At 45.7% G+C, this 25536-nt stretch carries 28 protein-coding genes; 8 read left to right on the top strand and 20 right to left on the bottom strand.

Annotated features, from left to right (window positions below):
• Positions 1–40 precede the first annotated feature (40 nt).
• The 4 genes from ispG to ndk all read right to left on the bottom strand — a co-directional run bounded on the left by ispG (position 41) and on the right by ndk (position 4023).
• Positions 41–1168 carry a flavodoxin-dependent (E)-4-hydroxy-3-methylbut-2-enyl-diphosphate synthase gene (gene ispG / locus EYQ95_RS06490; protein ID WP_111915094.1) on the bottom strand — a complete coding sequence of 376 codons (1128 nt, stop codon included), beginning with the start codon at positions 1166–1168 and terminating at the stop codon, positions 41–43.
• Between the two features lie 33 nt (positions 1169–1201).
• The gene (rodZ, locus tag EYQ95_RS06495; protein ID WP_111915095.1) at positions 1202–2272 is read right to left on the bottom strand and encodes a cytoskeleton protein RodZ; all 1071 of its coding nucleotides are present in this window, start codon (positions 2270–2272) and stop codon (positions 1202–1204) included.
• Positions 2273–2333: 61 nt separating this feature from the next.
• On the bottom strand, positions 2334–3473 hold the full coding sequence (locus EYQ95_RS06500) for a bifunctional tRNA (adenosine(37)-C2)-methyltransferase TrmG/ribosomal RNA large subunit methyltransferase RlmN (protein ID WP_207916246.1): 1140 nt from the start codon (positions 3471–3473) through the stop codon (positions 2334–2336).
• Positions 3474–3591: 118 nt separating this feature from the next.
• Positions 3592–4023: a nucleoside-diphosphate kinase gene (gene ndk / locus EYQ95_RS06505; RefSeq protein ID WP_111915097.1), complete on the bottom strand. Its 432-nt coding sequence runs from the start codon at positions 4021–4023 to the stop codon at positions 3592–3594.
• 225 nt (positions 4024–4248) lie between these two features.
• Here ndk and msrA point away from each other — a divergent pair, with 225 nt between their 5' ends.
• Positions 4249–4815, top strand: a complete 567-nt coding sequence (gene msrA, locus EYQ95_RS06510; protein WP_111915658.1) for a peptide-methionine (S)-S-oxide reductase MsrA — start codon at positions 4249–4251, stop codon at positions 4813–4815.
• Here msrA and EYQ95_RS06515 read toward each other — a convergent pair.
• Both EYQ95_RS06515 and trmJ read right to left on the bottom strand, forming a co-directional pair.
• Positions 4812–5981, bottom strand: a complete 1170-nt coding sequence (locus EYQ95_RS06515; RefSeq protein WP_111915098.1) for an IscS subfamily cysteine desulfurase — start codon at positions 5979–5981, stop codon at positions 4812–4814. The two genes, msrA and EYQ95_RS06515, sit on opposite strands and share 4 nt — an antisense overlap.
• Position 5982: 1 nt before the next feature.
• Positions 5983–6732, bottom strand: coding sequence for a tRNA (cytosine(32)/uridine(32)-2'-O)-methyltransferase TrmJ (trmJ, locus tag EYQ95_RS06520; protein WP_111915099.1), 750 nt, complete (start codon positions 6730–6732; stop codon positions 5983–5985).
• A 156-nt stretch (positions 6733–6888) separates the two neighbouring features.
• On the opposite strand from trmJ, the gene suhB reads away from it, so the two are divergent.
• Complete coding sequence (gene suhB, locus EYQ95_RS06525; RefSeq protein WP_111915100.1) at positions 6889–7692, top strand: inositol-1-monophosphatase; 804 nt, start codon at positions 6889–6891, stop codon at positions 7690–7692.
• A 69-nt stretch (positions 7693–7761) separates the two neighbouring features.
• Here the strand turns inward: suhB and EYQ95_RS06530 are convergent, their stop codons facing one another.
• The 5 genes from EYQ95_RS06530 to EYQ95_RS06550 all read right to left on the bottom strand — a co-directional run bounded on the left by EYQ95_RS06530 (position 7762) and on the right by EYQ95_RS06550 (position 12535).
• A complete protein-coding gene (locus EYQ95_RS06530) occupies positions 7762–7929 on the bottom strand; it encodes a DUF3545 family protein (RefSeq protein ID WP_111915101.1) in 168 nt (55 codons plus the stop codon).
• A gap of 115 nt (positions 7930–8044) precedes the next feature.
• Positions 8045–8734 carry a uracil-DNA glycosylase gene (gene ung / locus EYQ95_RS06535; protein WP_111915102.1) on the bottom strand — a complete coding sequence of 230 codons (690 nt, stop codon included), beginning with the start codon at positions 8732–8734 and terminating at the stop codon, positions 8045–8047.
• A gap of 114 nt (positions 8735–8848) precedes the next feature.
• Positions 8849–10657: a DUF1302 domain-containing protein gene (locus EYQ95_RS06540; protein WP_111915103.1), complete on the bottom strand. Its 1809-nt coding sequence runs from the start codon at positions 10655–10657 to the stop codon at positions 8849–8851.
• A gap of 199 nt (positions 10658–10856) precedes the next feature.
• Positions 10857–11789, bottom strand: a complete 933-nt coding sequence (locus tag EYQ95_RS06545) for an electron transfer flavoprotein subunit alpha/FixB family protein (protein ID WP_111915104.1) — start codon at positions 11787–11789, stop codon at positions 10857–10859.
• A complete protein-coding gene (locus EYQ95_RS06550; RefSeq protein ID WP_111915105.1) occupies positions 11786–12535 on the bottom strand; it encodes an electron transfer flavoprotein subunit beta/FixA family protein in 750 nt (249 codons plus the stop codon). The genes EYQ95_RS06545 and EYQ95_RS06550 overlap by 4 nt, the downstream gene beginning before the upstream one ends.
• Positions 12536–12625: 90 nt before the next feature.
• Between EYQ95_RS06550 and EYQ95_RS06555 the strand changes: the two genes are divergently transcribed.
• Positions 12626–13117, top strand: a complete 492-nt coding sequence (locus tag EYQ95_RS06555; protein ID WP_111915106.1) for a SufE family protein — start codon at positions 12626–12628, stop codon at positions 13115–13117.
• On the opposite strand, the gene tcdA is transcribed toward EYQ95_RS06555, so the two are convergent.
• Genes tcdA through rppH form a run of 8 tightly spaced genes read right to left on the bottom strand, consistent with a single transcriptional unit; the run spans position 13106 to position 20665 of the window.
• Complete coding sequence (gene tcdA, locus EYQ95_RS06560) at positions 13106–13903, bottom strand: tRNA cyclic N6-threonylcarbamoyladenosine(37) synthase TcdA (RefSeq protein WP_111915107.1); 798 nt, start codon at positions 13901–13903, stop codon at positions 13106–13108. The genes EYQ95_RS06555 and tcdA overlap by 12 nt on opposite strands.
• Positions 13904–13924: 21 nt before the next feature.
• Entirely contained in the window at positions 13925–14401 is a 477-nt protein-coding gene (locus EYQ95_RS06565; protein WP_111915108.1) for a PAS domain S-box protein, read from the bottom strand.
• Positions 14398–15402, bottom strand: a complete 1005-nt coding sequence (locus tag EYQ95_RS06570; protein WP_111915109.1) for a response regulator — start codon at positions 15400–15402, stop codon at positions 14398–14400. The genes EYQ95_RS06565 and EYQ95_RS06570 overlap by 4 nt, the downstream gene beginning before the upstream one ends.
• 8 nt (positions 15403–15410) lie before the next feature.
• Positions 15411–16244, bottom strand: a complete 834-nt coding sequence (locus tag EYQ95_RS06575; RefSeq protein WP_111915110.1) for a thymidylate synthase — start codon at positions 16242–16244, stop codon at positions 15411–15413.
• Positions 16241–17062: a prolipoprotein diacylglyceryl transferase gene (lgt, locus tag EYQ95_RS06580; protein WP_111915111.1), complete on the bottom strand. Its 822-nt coding sequence runs from the start codon at positions 17060–17062 to the stop codon at positions 16241–16243. The genes EYQ95_RS06575 and lgt overlap by 4 nt, the downstream gene beginning before the upstream one ends.
• Positions 17063–17086: 24 nt before the next feature.
• The gene (locus tag EYQ95_RS06585; RefSeq protein WP_165831958.1) at positions 17087–17881 is read right to left on the bottom strand and encodes a sulfite exporter TauE/SafE family protein; all 795 of its coding nucleotides are present in this window, start codon (positions 17879–17881) and stop codon (positions 17087–17089) included.
• A gap of 1 nt (position 17882) precedes the next feature.
• The gene (gene ptsP, locus EYQ95_RS06590) at positions 17883–20153 is read right to left on the bottom strand and encodes a phosphoenolpyruvate--protein phosphotransferase (protein WP_111915113.1); all 2271 of its coding nucleotides are present in this window, start codon (positions 20151–20153) and stop codon (positions 17883–17885) included.
• On the bottom strand, positions 20153–20665 hold the full coding sequence (rppH, locus tag EYQ95_RS06595) for an RNA pyrophosphohydrolase (protein ID WP_111915114.1): 513 nt from the start codon (positions 20663–20665) through the stop codon (positions 20153–20155). The genes ptsP and rppH overlap by 1 nt, the downstream gene beginning before the upstream one ends.
• A 136-nt stretch (positions 20666–20801) precedes the next feature.
• Here rppH and mutH point away from each other — a divergent pair, with 136 nt between their 5' ends.
• Positions 20802–21497: a DNA mismatch repair endonuclease MutH gene (mutH, locus tag EYQ95_RS06600; protein WP_207801091.1), complete on the top strand. Its 696-nt coding sequence runs from the start codon at positions 20802–20804 to the stop codon at positions 21495–21497.
• A 91-nt stretch (positions 21498–21588) separates the two neighbouring features.
• Here mutH and EYQ95_RS06605 read toward each other — a convergent pair whose 3' ends face one another.
• Entirely contained in the window at positions 21589–22332 is a 744-nt protein-coding gene (locus tag EYQ95_RS06605; protein ID WP_111915115.1) for an EAL domain-containing protein, read from the bottom strand.
• 146 nt (positions 22333–22478) lie between these two features.
• On the opposite strand from EYQ95_RS06605, the gene EYQ95_RS06610 reads away from it, so the two are divergent.
• From EYQ95_RS06610 to EYQ95_RS06625, 4 genes are all read left to right on the top strand, one after another.
• Complete coding sequence (locus EYQ95_RS06610; RefSeq protein WP_111915116.1) at positions 22479–22907, top strand: ATP-dependent zinc protease; 429 nt, start codon at positions 22479–22481, stop codon at positions 22905–22907.
• Positions 22907–23812, top strand: a complete 906-nt coding sequence (rimK, locus tag EYQ95_RS06615; RefSeq protein ID WP_111915117.1) for a 30S ribosomal protein S6--L-glutamate ligase — start codon at positions 22907–22909, stop codon at positions 23810–23812. The genes EYQ95_RS06610 and rimK overlap by 1 nt, the downstream gene beginning before the upstream one ends.
• Positions 23813–23814: 2 nt before the next feature.
• Positions 23815–24846: a succinylglutamate desuccinylase/aspartoacylase family protein gene (locus tag EYQ95_RS06620; RefSeq protein WP_111915118.1), complete on the top strand. Its 1032-nt coding sequence runs from the start codon at positions 23815–23817 to the stop codon at positions 24844–24846.
• A 107-nt stretch (positions 24847–24953) separates the two neighbouring features.
• Entirely contained in the window at positions 24954–25460 is a 507-nt protein-coding gene (locus EYQ95_RS06625) for an Hpt domain-containing protein (RefSeq protein WP_111915119.1), read from the top strand.
• Positions 25461–25536 lie beyond the last annotated feature (76 nt).

Consider the following 25536-nt stretch of genomic DNA (forward strand, 5'->3'; position numbering starts at 1 on the left):
AGGGTGTTTACGCTGGTAGGTAAAACGTACCTTAACGAATTTACTCTGCTTCTTTGACTTGAGTGACCGGAATACGCTTTTCATCGTCTAAACGTGAAGCGTAAGCACGAATTTTAGCTTCTAGCTGGTCAACAATATTGTCGTTATCAATACGCTCTCGCTGACGTTCTCCGTCCATATAAAATCCGCTTCGGGTTTTCGCGCCAGCTAGTCCTAAGTGCGCGACTTGCGCCTCTCCTGGGCCATTAACTACACAGCCAATCACCGAAACATCCATAGGTACGGTAATATCTTCCAACCGTTGCTCTAACGCGTTTACTGTAGAAATAACGTCAAACTCTTGTCTTGAGCAGCTTGGACAAGCAATGAAATTAATACCACGTGCACGAATTCTTAATGACTTCAGAATGTCGAAGCCTACTTTAACTTCTTCAACAGGATCCGCTGCCAAAGACACTCGCAATGTGTCACCAATACCCTCAGCCAGTAACATGCCTAAGCCGATCGCAGACTTCACTGCACCGCTGCGCGCGCCACCAGCTTCTGTAATACCTAAATGCAAAGGCTGGTCTATTTCTTTAGCTAACAAGCGATACGCGTCTACCGCTAGAAATACATCAGAAGCTTTCACACTCACTTTGAAGTCTTGAAAGTCTAGTCGGGTAAGATGCTCTACATGTCGCATTGCAGACTCGACTAACGCGGCACCAGTAGGCTCGCCATACTTTTCTTGCAAGTCGCGCTCAAGAGAACCGGCATTAACGCCAATTCGAATAGGAATATTTTTGTCTCGTGCTGCATCAACCACGGCGCGAACGCGCTCTTCATTACCGATATTTCCTGGATTGATACGTAGGCAGTCTGCCCCATACTCAGCCACTTTTAATGCGATACGGTAATCGAAGTGGATATCTGCAACGAGTGGTACTGGGCTTGCAGCGCGAATCGCTTTAAACGCCTCCGCAGCATCCATTGTAGGCACAGAAACACGAACAATATCAGCACCTGCCGCAGCAATAGCTTTTATCTGCGCTACGGTAGCGTCGACATCAGTCGTTAACGTGTTGGTCATCGACTGCACAGCAATAGGCGCACCATCACCAATAGGCACGTCGCCTACATAAATACGTCTACTTTTTCTGCGTTGAATAGTGTTTTCGGGGGTCATGAACTACTTCTCATCAATTCATTCGCTAACAGATTATTGCTCGATGGTTTGTACCGGCCAAGTAAACCGCGCCACGCGACCTTGTCTGAACTGCGCCATGTCGACACGTTCACCTTGATACCACATTTCTACCACTTCAGGAGCACCTAGCTCTATACGAAACGGGGCTTCGCCATTCAGCGCCATAATATAACCTGCGCGCTTTACGCCGCCGGCCACATTTTCACCCGTTGCGTCATCAATTCTAACCCAGCAGTCGTTTTCAAAGAAGAACACCAAGTCACCTGAGTTAGGGTCCACATCATCAATCGTCAACATTGCCTGCGCAGAAGGATCTGGAGCACTCGCTTGTGGTTCTTCAACAGCCGCAGTTTCATTCGTCTGAGATTCAGCAACTTGATTATCAGTTCCCGCAGTCTGGCTTTGGTTACTTTCTTGCTGCTCTGCAGGCTCCGAAGTTTGTGCTTCTGTACTTGAAGCATCACCTGCAGTTTGCGTTTCAACAGGTAAGATATTTGTTTGAGTAGAGTCAGCACTTGTAGCTGACTCAGTCATATCATCAATTACTTCATCTGGAGTCGTTACTACTGGCTCCTCTTCAGAAGCACTCGCGATAGCGTCTTCCACATCCATTTGTGCGGAGTCTTGCTGCATCATCGACGACGTTGTAGGCATTTCTTCTTGGTTAATTTGCTGCCACGCAAACAACACAACTGAAGCAACAATAACAGCCGCAATGACATAGGTGATGAGCATGAGTCGGCTGTCGGCAGTTTGTTGTTTGGTTCTGCGAGAAAAGCTTTGCATTGAGTCTTTGCGCGGAGCTTCAATACCTAACTCATAATATGCCGCAATAACTTCCTCTTCGGGAATTTCGACAAGCTTCGCGTAGGCTCTCAAGTACCCTCGAGTAAAAGTACCTGCTACTTTCGGGTCGAATCTATTGTCTTCGATTTCTTCAACCAACTGCTTACGCAAGCGCAAATGGTCTGCCACTTCTTGAGTAGACAGTTTTTTTGCTTCCCGAGCACTGCGCAGAATGTCGCCCGGCCTTAAAGCCGTTGTATTTTGTTCTTGGTCTTGCTGATCTATGTCTTGTGTCATGAGAGCCTGATTTCTTTGCGCACGACCATTCCCTGAGTGCGTCTGTTGCGCTCCCTGCTTGCTAGGACACCGCTTTTACTGCGATTCCCTGGCCGCCTTTTTGTTTTTGTTGTTTTTTAAGTAAGCGTTTTGTCCGGTCGACCACATCACCCACTAATTGTCCGCAAGCAGCGTCGATGTCGTCACCACGAGTTTTCCTTACGATAACGGTATATCCATGTTCCATCAATACTTTTGCGAATCTATCGATACGAGAATTGCTTGAACGCCCGAAATCTGACTGTGGGAATGGGTTAAACGGTATCAAATTAATTTTACTCGGAGTGTCTTTAAGTAGTTTCGCAAGCTCGTGCGCTTGGTCGGTCGAGTCGTTAACATGATCAAGCATGACGTATTCCACCGTCACCTTCTTATTCGCTTTCGACACATCTACATACTTTCGACTAGACTCAAGAAACTGTTGTATTGGGTACTTCTTATTAATGGGCACAATTTCGTTACGGAGTTCATCGTTCGGGGCGTGTAATGAAATAGCTAACGCCACATCGATTTGATCACGCAATAAGTCCAGCGCAGGCACAACACCTGAAGTTGACAAAGTTACACGACGCTTAGAAAGCCCGAATGCTAAATCGTCCATCATGAGTTCCATTGCTGGAACCACATTTTTCATATTTAACAAAGGCTCGCCCATACCCATCATGACCACGTTGGTGACGGGTTTGATGTTGGTTTCCCCTACCGGACCTAAAAGCTTATTCACTCGCCAAACTTGGCCAATGATCTCGGAAACACGCAAATTTCGGTTAAAGCCTTGGTAACCCGTTGAGCAAAACGTACACTCCAAAGCACAACCAACCTGAGACGACACACACAACGTAGCTCTGTCGTCTTCAGGTATCCAAACACTCTCAACTTCCTGACCGTCGGGAAGTTCCATAGCAAACTTGATTGTGCCGTCGCTCGATAGCTGCTGAGTTTTAATCTCAGGTGCTTTAATTTCAGCAATACTCGCAAGTTTAGCGCGTAGCTTTTTGTTCAAGTTTGTCATTTGCTCGAAGTCGTCAACACAAAAGTGATACATCCACTTCATCACTTGGTCTGCACGGAATGGTTTTTCCCCGAGCTCCGCAAAGAACTCGTGAATCCCTTTGCGGTTCAAGTCTAGTAAATTTACTTTTTTCGCTTCAGACATAACCATAACCTCTGATGACACAAGCTTGTGTTTAGTCGTCGCACAAACTCAAACATTTTTAATCTATACACTGCTAAAAAAGGGGCCGAAGCCCCTTTTTCTCAACGTGACCCTAAAGACTATTTTAGCGGGTACGTGAGCAAATTTCTTCGTCGTTGAAGAAATAACCGATTTCACGGGCTGCAGATTCAACTGCGTCAGAACCGTGAACCGCATTCTCGTCGATAGTTTCTGCGAAATCAGAACGAAGAGTTCCCGCAGCAGCTTCTTGAGGGTTAGTAGCACCCATGATTTCACGGTTTTTACGAACCGCGTCTTCACCTTCAAGAGCCATTACAACGATTGGGCCAGAAGTCATGAACTCAACTAAAGCGCCAAAGAAAGGACGTTCTTTATGTTCAGCGTAGAAACCTTCCGCCTGTTCATTGCTTAAATGCATCATTTTCTGAGCAACAATACGAAGACCAGCAGTTTCAAAACGGTTTACAACGGCGCCGATTACGTTTTTCGCAACAGCGTCCGGCTTAATGATGGAAAGAGTACGTTCCAAAGCCATGTTTTCACTCCAATTCGATAAACTAGGGGCGAAACGACGCCCAGTACAAAAATTCGCGCGAATTATACGTGAAATAAGCAGCTATGCCTAATAAAACTTTTTTCTGACTCATTCCGTTTTTTACTTGTAAGAACCTAGGTTTTAGATCTACTATATAGACGTCTAAACATCTAGCTGTTTAGATAGCAATATACAATGCAACGTGAGAAGTTTTGCGAGGTTTACATGGGTAATCAATTACAGACAGCAACTTTCGGCGGTGGATGCTTTTGGTGTATCGAAAGCGCAATGAAGCAGCTCGAAGGCGTAATTTCAGTTCAGTCTGGCTATTCTGGTGGCGAAGTTGAAAACCCCACATATCAGCAGGTGTGTTCTGGAATTACAGGGCATGCAGAAGTTGTTCAGGTTGTATTTGATGCTCACACCATTAGCTACCGAGAGCTGTTAGAGGTGCTATTTACCATTCACGATCCTACACAGCTCAACCGCCAAGGTAACGATGTGGGTACACAGTATCGCTCTGTAATTTTTTACCACAATGAAGAACAGCTTGAAGTAGCCAAAGCATTCTTACAAGAAGTTACCGTTGAAGAAATTTTCGAACAACCAGTGGTTACTGAGCTGAGTCCGTTCATGAACTGGTATGCCGCAGAGGCGTACCATGCAAACTACTACGAGAATAATACCGAGCAGCCGTATTGCATGGCGGTAATCGCCCCGAAACTGGCTAAGTTTCGAGCAACATTCGCGAGCAAGCTTAAATCGTCGCCTTTAGTTAGCCAAGCCAACTAGGTAGGCCAAAAGTTTCCTGTTTCCCGCAAGCGTGTGATGGTTTCCGTGACACGCTTTATGGTTTCTTCAATGTCCTGCTCAGTCGTGTAACGGCCGACACTGAAACGCAGTGAGCTTAAGGCTAGCTCTCGCTCTATTCCAAGTGCTTGTAAAACGAATGACGGTTCCACCGTAGCTGAGTTACATGCAGAACCAGAAGACACCGCGAGACCATTGAGCTGCATCAACAGCGCGTCACCGGGTACGTCAGCAAAGCTCACGTTAAGAATACCGTCGACACGCTCTGCCGCTTCGCCATTAATGATCACGCCGTCCATCTTTTGTAAGCCCTGTGCAAGTTTGTCGCGCAAACTCCGCAAGTGCGTTCGTGTTTGTTCTAAGTCTTGCAATGCAAGTTCCGCGGCGGCACCAAAACCAACAATTTGATGGGTGGCTAACGTACCCGAGCGCATGCCTCGCTCGTGGCCACCGCCATGTATTTGCGCTTCAATCTGTACCTTTGGAGCTCTGCGAACATACAGCGCTCCTATGCCTTTAGGACCATACATTTTATGCGCAGAAATCGACATTAAGTCGATACCTAAAGCTTCAACATCAACAGGTATTTTTCCAACACTCTGAGCACCGTCCACATGCAGCAGCACGTTTGCTCCATGGCAAATATCAGAGATACCTTTGATATTTTGAATGACTCCAATTTCATTATTGACGTGCATAACACTAACTAAAATCGTGTCTTCCCGAATTGCATTCTTCAATGCATCGGGGTCAATCTCACCAGACTTGGAAACCTGTAAATAAGTAACGTCAAAACCTTCAGATTCCAGTGCAGCACAAGTATCAAGTACAGCTTTATGTTCGGTAGCTACGGTAATAATATGCCGGCCGTGCTCTTGGTGAGCATGAGCAACACCTTTAATGGCTAAATTGTCTGACTCGGTTGCACCCGATGTAAAAACAATCTCTCTTGGGTCGGCGTTTATTAGCTCTGCTATTTGGTGGCGGGCTTCGTCGACCAGCTCTTCTGCTTGCCAACCAAACTTATGAGACCGTGATGCAGGGTTGCCAAATGCCCCCTGAAAAGTCATACAGCTCGCCATTTTCTCGGCCACGCTTTCATGAACCGGAGTTGTTGCCGCGTAATCCAGATAAATGGGCTCGCTCATATTACTCTCCACTTTCCTTGTTTGACTTGTCATCACCTAAGCGCTCAAAAGACGCCAGAATTCCGCGCAAAATATTTAATTCGTTTTGGCTTGGCCGGGCACGCGTGAATAAACGACGTAGTTTATTCATAATTTGACCAGGGTGTTTGCGAACAATAAAACCTGACACCCCTAAACACTTCTCTAAATGGCCGTAAAAACCTTCCAAGTCTTGAGCATTCGGGTAATCTTCTCCGTCTTCTGCGTTCACTTCGCCTTTTTGCGTGTTCAGCCAAGCCATGCGAACTTCATAACTCAGGGTTTGCACTGCCATAGCCAAATTCAATGAACTGTATTCAGGGTTAGCAGGAATGTGTGTGTGAAATTGGCTTTTTTGCAGTTCTTCATTGGTTAAACCGCTTGCTTCGCGCCCAAACACCAATGCAACCTTACCAACAGCACCTTCTTCTACAGCCTTTTCCCCCGCTTCTCGTGGGTCTAGCATTGGCCAATCTAATGTCCGGTTTCTTGCACTCGTCGCCATCACTAGCTGACAATCTGCAATAGCTTCGTCTAAGGTTTCAACATAACGTGCATTAGCAAGAACGTCAGTTGCACCTGCTGCCAAGGCTTGCGCCTTACCTTCAGGAATCTCTTCAGGTGCAACCAAAACCAGGTCCGAAATTCCCATAGTTTTCATGGCTCGCGCAGCGGAGCCAATGTTTCTTTGGTCAGACGTATTTACTAAAACTATGCGAATATTGTTTAACATGGAAAGCCCCTTAGCAATGAACCCGAAAATTCTAACACAGTAAACCATGAGCGGGCGATAATCTCAGATTGCCTTTTCGTAATAACATGTATATAATTCGCGCGTTTTTTGAACACCGCTCTTTACCAAAATTGGAAACCATTAAAGGATATTCGCATGCATGCAATGTTAAATATTGCAGTGCGCGCTGCTCGCGCCGCTGGAAAAGTACTCGTAAAAGCTTACGAGAACCCGCAACTGTTAGAAGTTGATAGCAAGTCTGAGAACGACTTCGTAACAAACGCAGACAAAGCTGCTGAAGAAGCGATTATTGCCACGATTAAAAAGTCTTACCCTCGCCATTCAATTTTGGCTGAAGAATCTGGTTTAGACCAAGGTGATGATGCTGATTACCAATGGGTAATTGATCCTCTTGATGGCACCACCAATTTTATGCGCGGAATCCCACACTTCTGCGTATCTATAGCACTTACTGTTAAAGGCGTTCCACAACACGCTGTAGTTTACGACCCGATCCGCGACGACCTATTCACTGCATCAAAAGGTAGTGGTTCCCAATTAAATGGCTTCAGAACCCGCGTCGCGAGTAAAAAGTCAATCGAAGGTACTTTGCTGGCAACAGGTTTTCCTTTCCGCATGAAAGAAATTCTTAACGACTACCAAAAAGTGTTCAACGCATACTTTATGGAAGCCGCAGACATTCGCCGTGCAGGCTCTGCAGCCCTTGACCTTGCATATGTAGCTTGTGGACGTGTAGACGGTTACTTTGAAGCTGGTCTAAAACCATGGGACACCATGGCGGGTGAATTGTTAGTAAAAGAGTCTGGCGGTATGGTGACTGACTTTGCAGGCGGAATGAACCAGCAAGCGTCTGGCAACATTGTTGCAGCGAATCAGAAAGTGATTCAGCAAATGCTTATCGTGATGCGTAAGAACCTTCCAGCCACGCTTCAAAAATAAGCGCACTGTTGGCATCGCCAGCATAAGCTTGAAACAAAAACGCCAGCCCTATCGGGCTGGCGTTTTTCGTTAAAATTCTAGTTCTTCTAAATCAAGCTCGTAAGCGTTATCGATGTCTGCAAGCTCTTTCTTTAAGCGATGTCTTTCTTTAAGAGCTTCAATTTCTCTCCATTTGCGTTTGCTACGGCTTTTTGAAGATTTCTCTGCCACATTGTTGGTTTCTTCAGAGTGGTCCATAGGATCCTCCTATTTGTATGGCTTATAATAGTTTTGTTACTTAGCGCAGGTATTTTTTATCACAAACAGGGAGAGTGTAAAAGCAAAATGTTACATTTAAATTAACAAACGAACACTAATTGAACAAATCGTCGCAAACGCTATTCCAGTTAATCTCTTTGTACCCCAAATGCCTCAATGCTTCGTTTACCTTTTCGAAATGCCGCTCTTCATAGAATCCTCGATACGCCGACAAAGGAGATGGGTGTGTACCTTTTAAAACCACATGCCCGTCCATATTCAGTCCTTTAATTACCCGCTTGGCATGACCGCCCCACAACACAAAAACTTTTGGCTTCCCTTCACTAAGTATTCTTAGAATATCTTTAGTAACTTGCTCCCACCCTTGACCACTGTGAGATCCAGCTTTACCCGCTTCTACAGAGAGCCCGGTATTGAGTAGCAACACGCCTTGCTTCGACCAACTCGTTAAGCAGCCATGACTAGGCGTATTAAAGCCTGGGCTCTCGCTTTCTAGTGCCTTGTACATATTGACCAACGAAGGTGGGGTTTTAACACCATAGGGAACTGAAAACGCATATCCATGAGCTTGTCCTTCTCCGTGGTAAGGGTCCTGTCCGAGAATAACCACTTCAACTTGCTCAGGAGATAAGTCAGCAAGTGCATTAAACATATCCTTGTCACTTGGATATATAGTTTTACCTTTAGCTCGTTCCGAACTGACCCATTGTGACGCGCTCTGTAACGCCTGCTTCGCCGGTTCTGATAAGTGGGTAAACCAATGCTCTGGAAAGTTTAATGCCATAATAAAATACTCTTACAGCCCTGCCGTTATCGAAATACAGAACCTAAATTTAAATCGATAGATACAAAAAAGGCCAGCGTAAGCTGACCTTTCGTTTAACCCAAAGCTTCTTGATTAGAAAGAAACTGAGAAACTCGCAGATACGTAGTCACGATCTTGAGTTGGGTTGTAGTCTGCACCGTCGTAACGATTGTACGCGATGTTTAGGTTGTACTTGCTTAAGTAGTTCGCACCTAAAATTAGACCAAGGTTAGTACGACCTTCGATGAAGTTCGTGTTAGGTGAGTAACCTTTCACGTCATGACCGAAAGCGATAGTTGGTGTTAAGTTCCAACCGGCAATAGCGTTTGCATATTCAAACACTAAGCGACCTCTATAACCCCAACTTGTTTCTGTTACGAAACCTTCACAGTTCGTGTCTGGACCGCCTGGGTTACCTAGGTCAGCGCCTGTTAAACACTTACCGTATACAGGGTTACGACCGAAACGCTGTTCTTGAATGCTTGGTAGGTCTGCCACGTGGCTCACACCAATTTCACCCACGAACGTTACACGCTGAGCGCCTAGGGCTTGGTCGAAGAACTGCAAGAAAGTAGTTTGTGCTTGATACACTTCAAGTTCTTCGTAACCGCGTGCGTAGTTACCCTCTGGGATACCATTTGGACGCGCTTCACCAATACGAACCATAAATGTACTTGGTACATTAGGACGTAGACCCGCTGTCAAAATTTCTGTGGTATTGATTTGAACTGCTTGCGCAGGACGGTAGCTGATTTCACCCGCCCACGACCAAGTACCTAAAGTAGTACTGAAGCTCAAGCCATAAATTTCATTGTCTTCTGGGTATTCGGTGAAGTAACGAGGACCAAGCGTTGAAACAACGTTGTTGCTCACTTCAGTCGTATTCCAGTCATACGCAGAAATAATTGGCGCTGTGTTGTGCACATTCAGGTAGTAGAAACCGAACTCAGCGTCCATGTCGTATGAATAGTAACGGAATGAAACACCGTACTGACCGCTGTCGCTTGCGTAGTCATTGTCTGCACGTTGCAAATACAAACCCGCTTCAACCGACTCAGCGTCAGAAAGGTTAGTATTCGCACCTACTTGAGGGTTCAGAGTTGTCTTGTTACAACCCGGACCACCAATGATGTCTACAGAAGAAAAGTAAGTACCACAGCCGTCAACTTTGGTGTTGTCCCATTCGTACATGACGAACGTGTCCATACTCAACTGGTCGGTAAGACCAAGAGAGAAACTCACCATACCCACTGGTAATAAAGCTTCACGTAGCTCTGCACCTGGACGACGTAATGCGTTGATATCAGCAGGGTTGATTGAGTTAATACCGTTTACAATAAACGTACTTTCACCCCAACTCAGCACTTGGCGACCGATACGCAAGTCTGCTGGCATGCTACCAATATCGAAACCGGTATAAATAAATGCGTCGAGTAGGTTTAAACCACTACCTTTCGCGTAATCGTCGAATGCATCTGTATTTAAGCGCGTATTCGGCGTGTAGTTATTAGCTGCATGACCATGCAATACGTCAGCGTTTTCCAAAACGTCGTCATACCAATAGTTAAATCGGATAAACGCGCCAGTATTACCTTCACCGCGGATGTTCACGTCGTGAACGCCACGGAATACGAAAGACGCTAGGTCGCCTTTATCGAAGTTCAGGTTACCGTCGTCAGCTACACCTGACTGACCGCCACCGCCTTCCCAGTTACCTGGATGTAAAACTGTTGGATCACGATCTTCGACACGCCATAGCGCACCGATAGAGAACGTAGAGTCGAACTGTACGTCTAATGGTCCCAAGTCGAACGACGCCGCATTAGCTGATGGTACTGCTATTGCTACCGCTATTGCCGAAGCAAGTGGGATTTTTTTGAATACAGATGTCATTTTTTTCATTGTTGTTGCCACCTATCCTGCGAAACCCGGAACGGGAGTCCCTGGCGAATTTTTATCAAAAATCATGTCTGATTGTTTTCACAAGCGCAAGCTTTAACCTCATTCAAACACAAATTTTTGTTAATTTATATATTCTTGTTGTTGTTTCTTACTTCTTATAAAAGCAGGTTAGCAGACTGCTAACCTGCTTGTCACCTGCTTAAGAAAGTGCTTTTTCTAACTCAGGTAATACTTCAAACAAGTCGCCAACTAAACCGTAGTCTGCAACTTGGAAGATTGGTGCCTCTTCGTCTTTGTTAATCGCAACAATAACTTTAGAGTCTTTCATACCCGCCAAATGCTGAATAGCACCGCTGATACCTACGGCAATATATAGTTCCGGCGCAACAATTTTACCTGTTTGCCCCACCTGCATGTCATTCGGTACAAAACCAGCGTCAACTGCAGCGCGTGACGCACCAATCGCAGCACCTAGTTTGTCGGCAATACCTTCAAGAAGTTTGAAGTTGTCGCCGTTTTGCATACCACGACCACCAGAAATCACTACGGACGCGGCTGTTAAGTCTGGGCGCTCACTCTCAGCAAGAGCTTCGCTGACAAAACTAACTTTATCAGAGGCAAATGCGTCAGTAATCGCTTCAACGCTCGCGCTACCACCTTCGGCAGAAGCTGCATCAAAAGCCGTTGCACGAACCGTAATTACTTTTACCGACTCAGTACTACGCACAGTAGCAATCGCATTGCCTGCGTAGATTGGACGTTTAAAAGTGTCTTCACTTTCTACAGCAATAATGTCTGACACTTGATTCACGTCTAACAATGCAGCAACGCGCGGCATGAAGTTTTTGCCGGTTGTAGTCGCTGGAGCAACAATATGGCTGTAACCTTCCGCTTTCGCAGCCACTAGCGCTGACATGTTCTCGGCTAAGAAATGACCATAAGCAGCATTGTCCGCACACAATACTTTTGCTACGCCGTCTACTTTTGCAGACTCTTGCGCAACTGCTTCACATCCTTCACCAGCAACGAGTACATGAACGTCGCTACCCATCGCCTTCGCTGCAGTAATTGTTTTCAACGTGGCAGGGTTTAGTGCGTTATTATCGTGTTCCGCTACAACTAGAATACTCATAATACTTTTGCCTCGTTTTTAAGTTTCTCTACAAGTTCAGCAACGTCAGCTACTTTCACGCCTGCACTACGCTCTGCTGGCGGTTCAACTTTCAGCAACTCAACTTTACTTTCTAGCGCTACACCAAAGTCGCTCGCAGCCTTCACATCAAGAGGCTTACGCTTCGCCTTCATAATATTAGGAAGCGAGGCATAACGTGGCTCGTTTAAGCGCAAGTCAGTCGTTACGATTGCTGGCAGTTTCAATGCTACGGTTTGTAAGCCACCGTCCACTTCGCGGGTAACATTTACAGAGTCGCCTTCAATGACAACTTCTGACGCAAAAGTACCTTGAGGCATATCGGTTAGAGCCGACAACATTTGACCTGTTTGGTTGTTGTCTGAGTCGATAGACTGTTTACCCATGATCACCAGACCTGGCTGTTCTTCTTCAACTACTTTTTGTAGTAGTTTGGCAGCCACTAAAGAGTCGGGCATCGCGTCCGCTTCAACGTGAACTCCGCGGTCGGCACCCAGCGCCAACGCAGTTCGGATTTGTTCTTGGCAAGCTTTAGGTCCGATAGAAACCACAACGATCTCGTCGGCTTGTCCCTTTTCTTTTAAACGCACAGCTTCTTCAACAGCGATTTCACAAAACGGGTTAAGTGCCATTTTTACGTTACTGAGGTCCACGTCTGATTGATCTGACTTCACGCGAACTTTCACGTTGTAATCAATCACTCGCTTCACCGCGACCAAAATTTTCATAACAACTTCCTTCATTATCAGGTCTTGGAATCTTAGTTTCGCGCAACATTATGTAAAAGCAGTGCGAATCCTACAAGTCAAAGCGCTATAATGAGCCAAATTTTATTGTTGCAAAGTGTCAATCGAGCTTGGCACAGCAGCTATTTTCAAAAGCAACGCTTAGATTATTGTTTTATGATTCATACGCTTAATGACGAATCCAAACAGCTATTGGAATTATTGGCCTCGCAAAAGAATTGGGAAGCGCGTTATCGCCAACTTCTGCTATTGGGTAAGAGCGCACCAGTTTTTCCAGAAATACAGCGAACTGAGAACGAAATAGGAGGTTGTCAGGCAAAGGTTTGGGTAAGTGTTGAGAAGAACGATAACCGTTTCTACATTCATGCCAGTAGCGACGCGAGAATTGTTAAGGCCCTACTACTTGTTCTTACTCAGCCCTTGCAAGGAGCCACTGCCGAGGAAATAGAAACCTTTGATGCAACGGCATGGATGGACAGTTGTAAACTATCCGGACACTTGAATCCGTCACGTGTAAACGGATTATTTGGTGTGATCGATCAGGTAAAAGCCTTAACGCGCTGAGGACGTTGGCGTTTCTAACTGAAGCAAACGTTTGAGCAATTGTGCAGACGCCATTAACCCAAACGTTCCGGTAACCATCATGGATGCTCCGAACCCTGAAGAACAGTCTAAGCTTCGTGCGGCTTCGCCCGGTTTGGTATAGGTCACTTCTCCACTGTCGAGTGGATATCTCAGTTGCTCTTCGGAGTACACGCAGTCTATACCGAATTTTCGTTTTGGATTACGACTGAATCCATAATTGCGACGCAGCGTGTTTCTTGCTTTTGCCATTAAAGGATCTTGCTGTACCCGCGCTAAGTCAGTCACTTTAATTTGCGTTGGGTCAATTTGCCCTCCTGCACCACCAGTCGTGACCACTTTAATTTTATTGCGAACACAGTGCGCCAGTAGCGCAGTCTTTGCATTTAAACTGTCTATCGCGTCCAGTATCCCGTCGGTGCCCTCAGGAATAAGAGCTAGTGGTTGCTCAGCTTGAATGAAGTCGTCGACAACGGTTACTGAAAGCTCAGGGTTAATGTCTTTGAATCGCTGCGCCAGCACTTCTGCTTTTGATTGACCCACAGTACTTTGCAAGGTATGGAGTTGGCGGTTGGTATTGGACATGGCAATGTCGTCCATGTCTATTAATGTAATGTGCCCTACTCCACTTCGAACTAGAGCTTCCGCAGCCCAAGAGCCCACGCCACCTAAACCAGCCACGGCAATACTTAACTGTTGAATGCGGTGCAATTGCGCAGAACCATAGAGGCGGCCGATACCACCAAATCTTAGGGAGTAATCACTCATGGGAAAACCTGTTCGATTAATTTACGGACGGTGAGCTTGTTCTACCGCTTTTAATTGCGCCATACTTCTTTCCGACTCTGCACGATCGGTCACGTCGTAAACGATAATACATAGCTGTTCCACTTCGCCACGCGTGTTTTGCAAAGGCAATAAGGTCACGTTTTGAAACATATAAGGCGAAGTACCAGTAACCGGACGATACTGCGGAAATCTGAATAAAAATGGACGCTGTTCCCAAATTATAAAAGAACGGCTATTCAATTCAAAAGACCTTTCAGCCTTTTTTCTGAACCACTTCTCGTCGATTTCTGTGGCAACCGAAAATAAAGATCGACCATGAACTTGGCTGGGTCTTAAACCGCTATGGTTACTCATGAAGTCATTCCACATGGATATCTCGAAGTTGCGATCGATAACCACAATACCCACGTCAATGGCACCTAAAATACCCAACTTAATATGGAGTTCTTGAAGCTCCTCAGCTGAAATTTCACTCATGAAGCCTCCAAGAGGTGTTGAAGTTTTTGCTCGAGTAAAGGTAACGAACTGCCAGGGAAAAGCAGCAGCAAGTCGAACTCAATGTTAAAACCCTCAAGCCGATAACCAATTTCGATAGCAAGCACTTGCTCCCATTGATTATGGGCCGCTTCGAGCAGTTCTTTCACCGAAACTTGCCGCCCTAATACGACTGGGTGCGCTTGATTAAAGCGAACATGAAGTTGCTCACCAAGTCCTTGCAAACAGGCACCATTGAGCAGATTACTCACGTCTAACAGAGCTTCTAGCTCGTATTTCTGGTCTTTTAAGTCACTCTCTAGCAAGCGCCCCATGTCTTTGAAGCTCGCGTCATTAAAGATCACCATCGCTTCGCCGTGAATTCCATCGCCAGTAAAACCTTGCGTCACAGCCGAAACCGAGTCGGCGCTATCTAGCGCAGATAGCACCATATGAAGCTCTGAAGCGGCAATTTGATTCACTGTGGGTATGGGAAGCTCTACGAATACGTCAATTGCTTTTGCTAGCAATTCACCTGCCCTACCCATAGCTACATTAGCCACCTCCTGGTACATGTCGCGTTGGTTTACTTCAATTTCAACGTCTCGCCCAGATGAACTGTCAGCAAAGTCCTCTGGGCTGAAGAAGCCGTACTGGCTAAGAATTAAAGTAACGGTATCAACGTCAGTGGGTTTGCGGATAAAGTCTAAGGCACCAAGCTTGAGCACTCGCGCTTTCGCCTCCGGCTGAACGTCTCCAGATACAACCAAAACTAAGGTGTTCAAATCATTCTTTCGGATCTCTTCGAGCGTCTCATAGCCATCCATTACCGGCATATTCAGGTCGAGAAACATTAAGGCGCCTTTACCCTCGCGGATACGCTCTAATGCTTCTTGACCGTTTTCGGCGAAGTGAAGCTCTATATCCCAGTCCTTGGGTAAAATGCGTGCAAGCTGCTTTCTAGCTAACGAAGAGTCGTCGCAAATTAACACTGGGAGTGTCATGCTTTCTCCTAAATGGCCACCGGCGCCTTAATATGAGGATGAGCCTCATACCCCACTAGTTCGAAGTCTTCGAATTTAAAGTCAAAAATGTTTTTCACATTTGGATTAATATTCATTGTAGGCAAAGGTAACGGCGAACGCGAAAGTTGCAATTCCGCTTGCTCAAAATGATTGCTATACAAATGTGCGTCTCCGAAGGTATGCACAAAATCACCTAATTCTAGGTCACACACCTGAGCTACCATCATGGTTAATAACGCGTAGCTCGCAATGTTAAACGGCACGCCTAAAAAGATATCAGCGCTACGCTGGTAGAGCTGACAAGACAACTTGCCGTCTGCTACATAAAACTGAAACAACGTATGACACGGAGGCAAGGCTTGCAGCCCTTGTTCAGCGTTCTCTTTGGGTGAAACACCTGACTTCGGCAAAACGCTTGGGTTCCAGGCACTCACTAACAAACGTCGAGAATCAGGTGTGTTTTTAATTTGCTCCATTAGCTCGCTGATTTGGTCTATTGTGCCGCCATTTGGCGCAGGCCAGCTACGCCACTGCGCTCCGTACACAGGGCCAAGTTCACCGTCTTCGGTTGCCCACTCGTCCCAAATTGAAACACCATTTTCTTTAAGGTACTGAATGTTAGTTTCACCTTTCAAAAACCAAAGCAGCTCATGAATAATTGATCGCAGATGGCACTTTTTCGTAGTGACTAACGGAAAGCCTTCCGCCAAATTAAATCGCATTTGGTGACCAAAAATACTTCGGGTGCCCGTTCCAGTTCGGTCCGTTTTTTCCGTGCCATTTTCGAGAACATGTCTCATTAAATCTAAATATTGTTTCATGAGGATTTGCCTTGAGCGCTAGTGTTTGGTGCAAAAATATTTTTCTTGTAAGCCAAAATTAACATGGCTAAGCCAGCAATAATCATCGGTAACGACAACCACTGCCCCATACTAAATATACCTAATATTCCAAGATGACCGTCGGGTTCGCGGAAGTATTCAACGACGAAACGAGCCGAACCGTAACCTAGTAAAAATAGTCCGCCAATCGCACCTACGGGTCTTTGCTGCCTAGAAAACCAGAACAACACAACAAAGAGCAATAAGCCCTCGCCGAAGGCTTGGTAAAGCTGTGATGGATGGCGAGGAAAAGGTCCGCCATGCACGAAAACCATAGCCCAGGGTACGTCGGTAACTCGTCCCCAAAGCTCTCCATTAATAAAATTACCTATTCTTCCTAACCCTAAACCAACCGGCACCATCGGGGCTACGAAGTCACCCACTTGCCAAATATTCAATCCCATTCTCTTTCCGTAAAAATACAGAGCAACGATAACCCCTAGCAGGCCTCCATGGAATGACATTCCACCGGCTCTGAAATTGAAGAGATACATAGGGTTTTGCAGGAAAGACTCGAACTGATAGAAGAACACGTACCCGACACGCCCACCAATCACTAACGCTAGAAATGCCCAAAACACCAGATCTTGCCATTGCTCTTTCGTCCAAAGTGGGTGTTTTTCAGCACGCTTACTGCCGAACCAGTAGGCAAACGCAGCGCCCAATAAATACATAATTCCGTACCAGCGGATATCGATTACGCCCAAACTGAGCGCTACTGGATCAAAATCTGGGTGCTGTAAATAATCTGACTGCATATATTCCCTAAATTATTTTGCTAGCTACGATCCTACCAACAAGTGAATCGCTACGAATACCAATAAAACTGCAAACGCCCGCTGTAAATATCGAACTGGAAGCACAGACGCGATTTTAGCGCCAACAGGAGCAAATAATACAGAAGTAACAACTATACCTGCCCATGCCGGTAAATATAAAAAACCAAATAGGCCAAACATCTCAATGTTGTGCACACCGCTACCCATAGTTGCATAGAGCAGCGTACTTACCGCACTCAGCACCACACTACACACAGCGGCAACCGCAACAGCGCGAGACATCAATACTTGATAATAATTGAGAAGCGGCACAACTAGAGCACCGCCACCTATACCAACAAGCGAAGAAACAATACCTATACTTGTTCCAAAGCTACGCACTTTCCACTGTTTAATGGCTTTCTCGCTATTTCTCGGCTGTCGTTTCCACACCATTCGCAATGCTAAAAGCAGCAAAATTACCGCAAAAACACGCTGCAAAATAGCTGGAGGAATAGTACTACCAAGCCAAGAACCAATGAGTCCGCCAATGACGATGGTGGGCGCTAACCACCTTACCCATTTCCACTCTATATTTCCCGAGCGTTGATGCGCTAGCGCGCTTGAAAATGTCGTTACCGCAATAGTTGCCAAACTTGTACCGATTGCCGTAGGCACCACTATACTTGCCGGTACGCCCATAGCGGGTAGCAAATAAATTAGTAACGGCACCACTAAGATACCACCACCAATACCCAATGCACCGGACAATAGCCCTGCAAAAACGCCTACAATCAGTAAAATTGCAAATGCTGACACGCTACTTCCCTGCGCGGACAAAGCCGCCCAAACCAAGAGACTCGAGCTTCATAGTTAAAACTTTTCGCACTTGGTCTGGATGCTTTGCATTTAGTGCTTGGGTCAAAATAACCTGCAAAACTTTACTTTCAAGATTCCGGACAATCCATCTTATCTTGTCTAAGTTATGCTCACTCATACTTAACGTGCGGTATCCCATGGAAAGTAACAAAATAGCACCACCGGGGTCCCCAGCTAACTCACCACAGACACTCACTGGCTTACCTAATTTTTGACACGTTTCAACAATATCCTGCAAAGCGTTGAGCACCGCCGGATGGTACGCCTCATAAAGCTGTGCAACCCGCGGGTTGTTACGGTCGACGGCAAGCATATATTGAGTTAAGTCGTTGGTACCCACCGAGAAGAAGTCCACTCTGCGGGCTATCGCTTCGAGTTGATAAAGTACCGCGGGCACTTCAATCATCACCCCCAACTCTGGGCGATTAACCGTAGATTTAGGATGTTGCTGCACCCATTCGTTGCGCACTTCAAAGTAAGCCTGGTTGATCAAACGAGCAGCTTCGTCGACCTCCTCTACTGACGTAATCATCGGTAATAGGATTTTCAAATTGTCGTAGCCAATATTAGCTCTAATCATGGCGCGAACTTGAACCAAGAAAATTTCTGGGTGGTCTAGCGTCATACGTATGCCGCGCCAACCTAGAAATGGATTTTCCTCGCTAATCGGAAAGTAAGGTAAAGGTTTATCACCGCCAACATCTAACGTACGCATGACTACCGGCACTTTCGGGTAATGCTCAAACACTTCTCTGTACAAGTCATATTGCTCTGACTCAGTAGGAAAGCGTTCACGCATCATGAAAGGTATTTCCGTGCGGTACAAACCAATGCCTTGGTGCTCACCGCACAACTTCCCATGGTCAACATTCAGCCCTGCATTAATTTGCAACGAAATAGCCAAACCGTCTTTCGTTTCTGCCTTTTTATGACGGTGTTGCGCTACTGTTTCAGAAAGCTCTTGCTCTTCAAGCTGCAAGTTTTGGTATTCAGCAACCACTTGCGAAGGAGGGTTAACGAAAATTTCACCGCTGTATCCATCAACGATAAGGTATTGTTCTTCAAAGTACGAAAGAGGTACATCTTCAATACCAAATACCGCGGCAATGCCCATACTTCGTGCCATTATAGCTGCATGGCTATTGGCTGAACCTCTCAATGAAATCAGCCCTTGCAAGCGGTTGCGCGGTATTTCCGCCAACATACTCGCGGTCACCTCTTCAGCCACCAAAATGCACGAGTCGGGAATTTCATTGTGTATTTTTTTGCGGTCTTTCAAGTGACCTAAAATGCGTTCACCAAGGTCGCGAACGTCTACCGCACGCTCTCGTAAATAAGCGTCGTCTAAATCTTCAAACTGAGACACGAAACCGTCTACAGCCATTTTCACCGCGGTTTGCGCCCGCCAACCTTCTTTGATCTTCTCTTCAACCGCATTACCTAAACTGGTTGCGTCGAGTAAGCCTTGGTAAACATCAAAAATAGCTAGCGTATCGTCGGCAACATAATCTGCAACTTGCTCAGCAAGCCTTTTAAGCTCTTGACGAGTGAGTAGAACGGCTTTTCTAAACCTATGTATTTCCCGCCACGGCGTTTCCGTTCTGCGAGGAACTATAGAACGCAAACTTGCGATAGGTCGGCCAACGTATGGCTCTCCAAGAGCTACACCTGGAGCTCCAGGAATAGCTTTAAGTTTTTTCAACCACGGAGACTGCGGATCAGCAATTAACCCCTTCGCCTCAGCATGCGCAATAACGGCAGCCAACTGCGCCGCTAAAGTTACAACAAAAGACTCTTCCTCACCGGTAAACGCTCGGGCTTCCACTTGTTGAACAGCGAGCACACCAAGTACTTTACGTTGGTGAATGATAGGAGCAACCAACATGGCTCGATAAGCCGTTTCGTTGACTTCTTTAACCAATTTAAAGTTAGGGTGGGTTGTTGCGTTAGCTAGGTTTAATGGTTCTTCCCGCTGCGCCGCTAAACTTATAAGGCCCTCGCCATAAGCAAGGGTGATGCGCTTTCCTTTCGGGATAGTTAACCCGTCGGACGCCATCAATACAAATTCGCGTTGTTCGGGGTCTGCTAGGTATACAGAGCAAACGTCGCTACCTAAAGCTGCTTTTACGCTGCGCACCATAGTGTTCAGCGCCACATCAAATTCGGGCGCTTGGTTAACTGACTCCACGATACGCTGCAGTGTAATGAGCATTATGAACGCCTACGTTTGCGCTTAAACCTTTTATTTTTAAATGGCATAACTACCGGCGCAAATTCTTTCATGACGCGACGATAAACGTCTCGCTTAAAAGAAACAACTTGCCTCACTGGGTACCAATAACTTACCCAGCGCCAGCCATCAAATTCGGGGTGGCTTGACTGCAAAACATCCACATCAGATTCGGAACATTTCAGTTTAAGTAGGAACCATTTTTGTTTTTGGCCAATACACAAAGGTTTTTGCCCTTTGCGTACCATTCGTTTCGGTAACCGGTACCGAAACCAATTGCGGCTAGTGTAAACCAGCTCAACTTGCTCTTTTTTTAACCCTACTTCTTCAAAAAGCTCTCTGTACATCGCCTGCTCTGGAGATTCGCCGTCGTCTATTCCACCTTGTGGAAACTGCCAACTTTGTTGTCCAAATCGACGTGCCCAGAAAATCTGACCGTGCTCGTTGCAAATCACTATGCCGACATTTGATCGATAACCCTCGGCATCTATCACTTGAGCATCCTCAATAAATCTCTATTAATAACGATTCTTCCACAAAGTGAGCATATCAGCAAACACCGATACACAACTTGTAGCAATTTTCTGACCCCGTTAACATATACTTTTCAGACTATTGAACTAGGCATTCATGACCTCTTTATCCATTCCCTCTGGTGCACCGCGAACAGAACAAGAGCTTTTGGCTCGCGCTCATGCAATTGCCGGCTATTCATTACGTCAGCTAGCAACAATTGCCGAATGGCAAACGCCAACGTCGTTGCGCCATGCCAAAGGCTGGGCTGGGCAATTGATTGAGCTATTTTTAGGTGCCACGGCGGGGTCTAGGCCAGAGCAAGACTTTCCTGAGCTTCGTATTGAGCTCAAAACCATTCCAGTAGACGAACTCGGTGCTCCGTTAGAAACCACCTACGTATGTATTGCCCCACTTCTCAATTTAAACGGTGTAACTTGGGAGCAGAGTAATGTTCGAAACAAATTGCAGCGCGTACTGTGGCTACCCATTGACGGCCGCCGTGAGATTCCTCCTGGGGAAAGAGTTGTAGGGCACCCTATTTTATGGACACCCAACGAGATTGAAGAAAATATATTGCGGCAAGACTGGGAAGAGTTAACCGATATGGTGGTATTGGGCCAAGTTGAGGCTATTACAGCTAGAGTTGGAACCGCGTTGCAAATCCGACCGAAAGCAGCAAACGGAAAAGCGCTCACCCAAGCTATAGGTCCAAATGGCGGTTATATTCAAACTAGGCCAAGGGGTTATTACTTAAAGAAACAATATACGGCTGCTATTTTACACCGCGCGTTAGGAGAGCATAATGAATAATCGAGACTGCCCGTATTGTCGACGAATCCGATGGACTCTAATTTGGGCAGTCATTATGTTTGCCGTGTATTTTTGGCTGTTCTGAACTAACTTAAGCAGCGCGAAACCCTGTTGGGATATGAGCAGCTTCGATATGAGGTTTGGCGAAATAAAAACCTTGCATCAGTTCAATGCCTAAGTCGATCAAAGCGTTCTTCTCACCTTCAGTTTCAATGCCTTCAGCAATGGGTGTTATGTCAAGATCATTTGCTACGGTAAGTACACCTTTCACGATCGATCTTTTCACTTTGTCGGTGTCGATATTACGAATCAGGTTCATATCTATTTTCAGAAGATCAGGCTGAAAATCTGAAAGCATATTCAAGCCTGCATAGCCTTCGCCAAAGTCATCAATGGCCGTCAAAAAGCCGTGTTCTTTATAGGTCTTAAAAACTTCCTTGAGCAGAGCCTTATTCTCGATTTTCTCGTGCTCTGTCACTTCAAAAATAATGTTTTCTCGAGGAAACTTCACACGGTTTGCGGTTTCCAGAGTTCTTGCTAAGCACGTTTCTGGCTCGTAAATCGCGTTTGGTAGAAAATTTATACTCACTCGGCTTGGCAGTTTTACTTTAGAAGCCGTTTCAATCGCTGTCATGCGGCATTGCTGGTCAAAAGAATAGATCATTTCGTCGGTGACTTTCCCGATAACCTCTCCTGCGCCTTCGCCATTTGCTCCACGCACTAAAGCTTCATGAGCATAAAGCGTTTGCTCACGCACATTTACGATAGGCTGAAACGCCATTTTTATATCGAAACCAAGCTTTTTGTAACATTGGCAAGTATTGCAGACCGCCATTTTCCCTCCTAAGCTAACGTTATTCGTTTAGCTTAGCTTAACGTGATAAAAGTATCCTTTATAGAGATATTTATTGCATATTGGATCACATTCGCTGTAAAAAGCGCACTATTAAAAACTGCTTTTAAAGTACAAGGATTAACATCGTGCAAGCTCTTCCCACAATAGGTTGGCGTGAATGGCTTTCGTTACCTGAATTAGGTATCGAAAACATTAAAGCAAAAGTCGACACGGGCGCCAAAACTTCATGTTTACACGCCTTTAAGCTTGAACCTTTTGAAAAGAACGGTGAACGCTGGTTGAAAATTTGGGTACATCCGATTCAAGACAGTTTAGAAGAGCATGTTTGTGAGGCTCGAATTGTAGAACAAAGAAATGTAACCGATTCAGGCGGACACATTGAAGAGCGTTACGTTATTGAAACTACCGTACATGCAGGCTCTGTTAGCTTCCCGGCGGAGTTAACCTTAACTAACAGAGACTCCATGAAGTTTCGAATGCTACTCGGTCGACAAGCTATGAATGGAAGGTTTATTGTTAATCCACAAGAATCATTTTTATTGGGAGAGAATTAATGCGCATTGCGATTCTATCGAGAAATAGGAAGCTCTACTCGACAAGACGCCTCATTGAAGCTGCTGAAGAACGTGGTCATGAAGTTCATGTTCTAGACCCGCTGCACTGTTATATGAATATCAATGCTAAAGAGCCTTCAATTCATATGCGCGGCAAAGAACTACCCGAGTTTGACGCAATTATTCCGCGTATTGGTGCAAGCATTACATTTTACGGGACAGCCGTTTTACGCCAATTTGAGATGATGGGCGTATATCCCGTCAACGAGTCTGTGGCCATTAGCCGTAGCCGCGATAAATTGCGCTCATTGCAACTACTGTCAAGAAAAGGCATTGGCTTACCCGTAACAGGCTTCGCCTCTAAACCAGCAGACATTCCAGACCTTATCGACATGGTTGGCGGTTCTCCGTTAGTAATTAAGTTGCTGGAAGGTACGCAAGGTATAGGCGTTGTTTTAGCGGAAACCCGAAAAGCCGCAGAGAGTGTTATCGAAGCGTTTATGGGATTAAATGCACACTTTATGGTGCAAGAATACATTAAGGAATCTGGTGGTGCCGATATTCGCTGCTTCGTTCTAGGCGATAAAGTTGTTGCAGCTATGAAACGTCAGGCCAAGCCGGGAGAGTTCCGGTCAAACCTGCATCGTGGAGGTAGTGCCACACTCGTAAAATTAAGTTCAGCAGAGCGTGCTACAGCAGTTAAAGCAGCCAAAACTATGGGACTTAATGTTGCAGGTGTAGATATTTTACGCTCTAACCACGGGCCTTTAGTTATGGAAGTTAACTCTTCGCCAGGTTTAGAAGGTATTGAGTCTGCAACGGAAAAGGACGTAGCAGGTCAAATCATTAGCTTTATCGAGAAAAACGCGAAGTCTCATAAAACTAGAACGAAAGGAAAAGGCTAAAAATGGCGAAAGTTCGTCAACAACCTTATGAACTGGCAGAGCACACCATTCAACCCGGTACTCGCTGCGCAATTCACTTACCAGCGGCGAGGCTATACAACGACACTGCATTAGACCTTCACGTAGAGGTTTTTCACGGTGTAAAGCCGGGCCCGACTTTGCTCGTTTGTGCGGCAATTCATGGTGACGAATTAAACGGCATAGAAATTTGCCGGCGGTTAATGGACGTCATCGACCCGGGTCAGCTTGCTGGCACACTTTTAGTGGTGCCGGTTGTTAATATGTTTGGGTTCATTCAACGTTCTCGCTATTTACCCGACCGCCGCGACCTAAACCGCTGTTTTCCCGGCTCTGAACGTGGCGCCCTAGGTAGCCGACTCGCGCATATCATTAACACGTCTCTGGTGGAGCGCGCGACGCACATTATTGACCTTCATACGGGCGCGGTGCATCGCAGCAACTTACCGCAAATTAGGGTCAATGTTGAAAGTGAAATTGCGGTTCAAATGGCTGAAGCGTTTAACTCACCCGTCATTTTAAACTCAAAGAATGTAGAGGGAACTCTTCGCTCTCAATGCTCAGAGCTGGGTATTCCTCTAATTTTGTATGAAGCAGGTGAAGCATTGCGTTTCGACTTTGCAGCCATTCGAGCTGGCTTAAATGGCGTAACCAATGTCATGAAAATGCTTAAAATGATGAAAGGCCGCCGCACCCGAAAAAAAGTTACTCCGGTCTTCGCGCAGCGTTCAGTTTGGGTGCGCAGTGAGAGTGACGGCTTAGTTCTTAGCCGCGTAGAGCTTGGGCAAAGTGTATCTCGAAATCAGATTTTAGCTGAGGTGGTAGCGCCGCACGAGTCAGAAACGACCGTGATCACTTCACCTGTCACCGGTATTATTATCGGTATCAGCAACATTCCCATCGCAAATGAAGGAGAAGCACTCTTTAATATCGCCTGCTTCGATAAATCAGAGATTCCTACCGCTTCAGAAATGGTGGACACCTTTGTTGAAGCTTACCCTACCGATCCACTGTAACCTTCAAGTGTATAAAAAATCTGCCGATAAAGTCATAAACGGTTTATAGTACCTTTTAAACAGTTAGCAGTATTTAGTAAGAATTTCACGACAAAAGGTTACAAAGTATGCCGTCAAGCGTACAAAGCGAACGTGAACATTTGTTCTACGAACAGTATAAGAATTCACCAAGCCTAGTGCGCGCCTGGTTGCGCCAAGGAACACCTGACCAAGCAAACGAAGTGTACGAAATATTCCACGCCATTAAAGGCGTAAGCGATATTTTAGGTTTTACTCGACTAGGTACTTTAGCCACCAGAGTATGTACACACAAAGAATTGCCCCCCAAGGACGAGGTCACCGCAGCTCTAGAAGAATTAGAACGTACGTTAGAAACTATTGAAAAAATAATAGATTCATCGAACAATGATGAGTATGAAAAAATGAAACAGTTAATTAGGCAGCGAAATATTTCAGCCCTCAAACTTGCCCACCAATGGCAAGCAAGTTTTGGCGCAAAAAATATACCAGAAGGCCTCCGCCAACTTGTAAGTTGCTTAGAGAGTTTCGACTTTAAGGCCGCGTCAGCGTATCTTAAAGACTATCCGAACCTAAACAAAAATAATAATAACTAGGTTCACTTGGGGGTGGGTTATTAAAGCCATAAAGTTTAGCGAAAAGAAGTCCGAAGTTTTTATTGATATCCCCAGA

The sequence above is a fragment of the Lysobacter sp. N42 genome (genome assembly GCF_004344885.1).